Raw genomic sequence first — 2,926 nt, forward strand, 5'->3', positions numbered from 1 at the left:
ATGCTCAGGACGAGGGGTTTGGCGATTTCTCATCCTGCCGCCGAAGGACCCGTCCTCCTCACATCCCGACCATGCCGGCGTCTACAACGTCATGACCCGCAACAGCTAGCTCGAGACCTGGGCATTATCTGAGGCGAGTGCGCTGGCGCGATTGGGGTCAAGGAGGGCAAGAGGGACAGTCCCTAGGTGCCGTCTGTTGTTCTGGCGACGATCCACCCCGCGATCGGCTCTTCACGCCGGGAGAAATGTATTCGTCTACCGTGTAGGGAAGCCCAGGGACGTGGTGTAATAGTTCGCTCGATCGTGTGACCCTTGGGTTGGCAGTTTAGGTGGTCAGCGCCGGTGTGGTAGCGGGTTCGTGCTCGGTGGGGGCGGTTTGTGTGGCTCGTGCGCGGGCGAGCACGGCGAGGCCGAGGTAGCGGCGTCCCTCGATCCATTCGTCGTGTTGTTCGGCTAACACGGCACCGACGAGGCGGATGATGGCGGTGCGGTCGGGGAAGATACCGACGACGTCGGTGCGCCGGCGGATCTCTTCGTTGAGTCGTTCCTGGGGGTTGTTGGACCGGATTTGGCGCCAGATCTGCTTGGGGAACGCAGTGAAGGCCAGCAGCTCGGCCCGCGCGTTGTCCAGATGTTCGGCCACTTTCGGGAGTTTGTTCGCCCAACGCGTCGAGCACGCGATCATGTTGGGCCACAACCGATTCAGTGTCGGGTTGGTCGAAGATGGAGTGCAGCAGGGTGCGTACCCACGGCCAGGAGGACTTCGGGGTGACCGACATCAGGTTGGTGGTGTAGTGGGTGCGCAGCGCTGCCAGGCGGGCGTGTCTTGTTGACTGTGTAAGGGGTTCGGCCTGAATGGTGGTGGCTGACCACCGGACAGGAGAGTTCCATTGCCGCAATCTGATTCGCCCAGAGATGATGCTGCCGCCAAGCTGGCCGAGTTGTTGCCGGCGGTGGCGGTCGATGCCTTGTTGGCCGACGCCGAAGCGTCCGGTACCCCGATTGATGGCCCCGACGGGTTGCTGGCGCAGATGACCAAGGCGGTGCTCGAACGAGACGTCGAAATCGCTGATCACCTGGGCTATGAGCACGGCGATCCGGCCATAACCAGCCGGATCGGGACCAGCGCCGTGATCTGGTGGAGAGCCCCGGCCTGATTCCCCAAGCGATCGAGGAGATCCTGCGCTGAGAACCGCCGGCGCTACAGATGGCCCGCTACTCACCCGCGATGTCGAGTACTACGGCCGGACTGTGCCGGAAGGTTCGGCAATGCTCATGGTCGTCGGCGCGGCCAACCGCGACCATCGCCGGTTCGCGCCGGGCGGTGACGTCTTCGATATCCACCGGGAATAGCGCTCGCACATGACCTTTGGCGCAGGAACGTATTTCTGCATGGGCAATGCGTTGGCCCGGCTGGAAGGTCGGATCGCGCTGGACGAGATCCTCAAACGGTTTCCGGCCCGGGAGGTGGACTGGCCCAACGCGGCACCGTCGGAGACCGCCGCCGTCCGGGGCTGGGCCGCCATGCCCACCTTCGTTTCCTGCCCCCGAACATCGAAGCCAACCCGGGCCAGCGGCGTCACTTGCGCGCCGTCACGCCTCCGCGCGCCCTAATGCGGCGGATTTGAGTGAATTCGCGTGATTCAAGATCCGGACACGCGCCCGTGGCCGGGCCACGGTGAGCAAGCAAAGGTCGAAGGCATGCAGGGCGCCGTCGCGCAGCTCGTCGGTGTCGATCTCGCCGGCGGTCCAACGTCGCTGTAGCTGGAACAGGACCATGCCGGCGTGATCGGCCAGCACGCCCGGGTCAACGTCACCCCGCAACACTCCGCGGCGAGTGGCGGCTCGAATCTCGTTGACAATGAGATCCCAACCCGTCCAGCGAAGGTTGATCTCATTGAGAAGCCGGTCGTCCATGAGGACGGCACGGACGACGGCCTTGGGGACGTCGGCAACGGTTTTGTCGATCGACACAGTGACGGCTTCCCAGATCCGCTCGATCGGATCGGTCGACGAAAGATGGTGAACAGCAACGTCCATGGAATCCAGTGAGCGCTGGACGAGCGCGGTCAGCAGGCCGTCCTTGTCGCCGAAGTGGTTATAAAGCGTGCGAACACTGACCCCTGCCTCAACCGCGAGACGGCGCATCGACAGTTGCTCAACCCCATGCTCCTCGACGAACCCGCGCGCGGCATCGAGGACGTGCCGGCGAGTGCGTTCCTGGGCGCGTGATGCCATGCCAACACCTTAAACGCCGTATGCGCTTCCGGAGCTGTATTTGCCACATTGGGCTAAAAGTATAACGGTGTTGCAATTCCTGCAATGGTGTGGGTAGCATCACAATGCCCAGGCCGGACGACCATAAGCCGAGGTCACAACTGACGAGGGAAAGCATGGTGCAGGAAACGATCAGCCCCGACGCCAACACTTGTGCGGAGCCGTACATCGTCGTCTCAATCGACAGTCACGTAGGTCCGTCGCTCAAACGTCAATTACGGGAGTACTGCGAACCGCGGTTCCTTGACGACTTCGACCGTTTCGTCGCGGAGATGGAGAAACACGGCTTTTTCTCTCTGCGATCCTCCAAAGCCGGTAATTCCGGTGCCGATGAGAACTGGTCGCTTGATCCATCCGATGCCGAAGAATTCGGCAAGACCGCCGGTATCCGCAACGCGGACCAGGTCGATATGGGCTTCCTGAAACGCAGTTACGAACACAGCTTCGTCTCGGGTCTCCAGGACCCCGCGGCGCGCCTCGCCGACATGGATGAGCAGGGTGTCGCCGCATCGGTGATTTTCCACGGGGGTCTCAACGGGGAATCGATCCCGTTCTCGACCACCGGGCTGATCTGAACCGCCCCGGCGAGTCCGGAGACTTACTGGTTTGAGGACTCAGCCAGCGGCTGGTCTCCGATTCTGAGCGTAGT

Annotated in this window: 2 protein-coding genes and 3 pseudogenes; 3 read left to right on the forward strand and 2 right to left on the reverse strand. The window is 62.5% G+C overall.

The window, feature by feature from the left end:
• Positions 1–325 precede the first annotated feature (325 nt).
• Positions 326–817, reverse strand: a pseudogene (locus tag BST14_RS27730) (transposase); the annotation flags it as partial.
• Between the two features lie 115 nt (positions 818–932).
• On the opposite strand from BST14_RS27730, the pseudogene BST14_RS29940 reads away from it, so the two are divergent.
• Positions 933–1,103: pseudogene (locus BST14_RS29940) on the forward strand (IS256 family transposase); the annotation flags it as partial.
• Positions 1,104–1,120: 17 nt separating this feature from the next.
• A pseudogene (locus BST14_RS27740) lies at positions 1,121–1,542 on the forward strand (cytochrome P450); the annotation flags it as partial.
• A 51-nt stretch (positions 1,543–1,593) separates the two neighbouring features.
• Here BST14_RS27740 and BST14_RS27745 read toward each other — a convergent pair.
• A complete protein-coding gene (locus BST14_RS27745; protein ID WP_083067453.1) occupies positions 1,594–2,238 on the reverse strand; it encodes a TetR/AcrR family transcriptional regulator in 645 nt (214 codons plus the stop codon).
• Between the two features lie 155 nt (positions 2,239–2,393).
• On the opposite strand from BST14_RS27745, the gene BST14_RS27750 reads away from it, so the two are divergent.
• Positions 2,394–2,852, forward strand: a complete 459-nt coding sequence (locus tag BST14_RS27750; RefSeq protein ID WP_083067454.1) for a hypothetical protein — start codon at positions 2,394–2,396, stop codon at positions 2,850–2,852.
• Positions 2,853–2,926: the final 74 nt, after the last annotated feature.

The sequence above is a fragment of the Mycobacterium arosiense ATCC BAA-1401 = DSM 45069 genome (assembly GCF_002086125.1).
Taxonomy (GTDB): Bacteria; Actinomycetota; Actinomycetes; order Mycobacteriales; family Mycobacteriaceae; genus Mycobacterium; species Mycobacterium arosiense.

What these genes read in the sequence shown, in the direction of transcription:
- BST14_RS27745 (WP_083067453.1), bottom strand. Translation starts at nt 2,238, where the DNA reads ATGGCATCACGCGCCCAGGAACGCACTCGCCGGCACGTCCTCGATGCC.
- BST14_RS27750 (WP_083067454.1), top strand. Translation starts at nt 2,394, where the DNA reads ATGGTGCAGGAAACGATCAGCCCCGACGCCAACACTTGTGCGGAGCCG.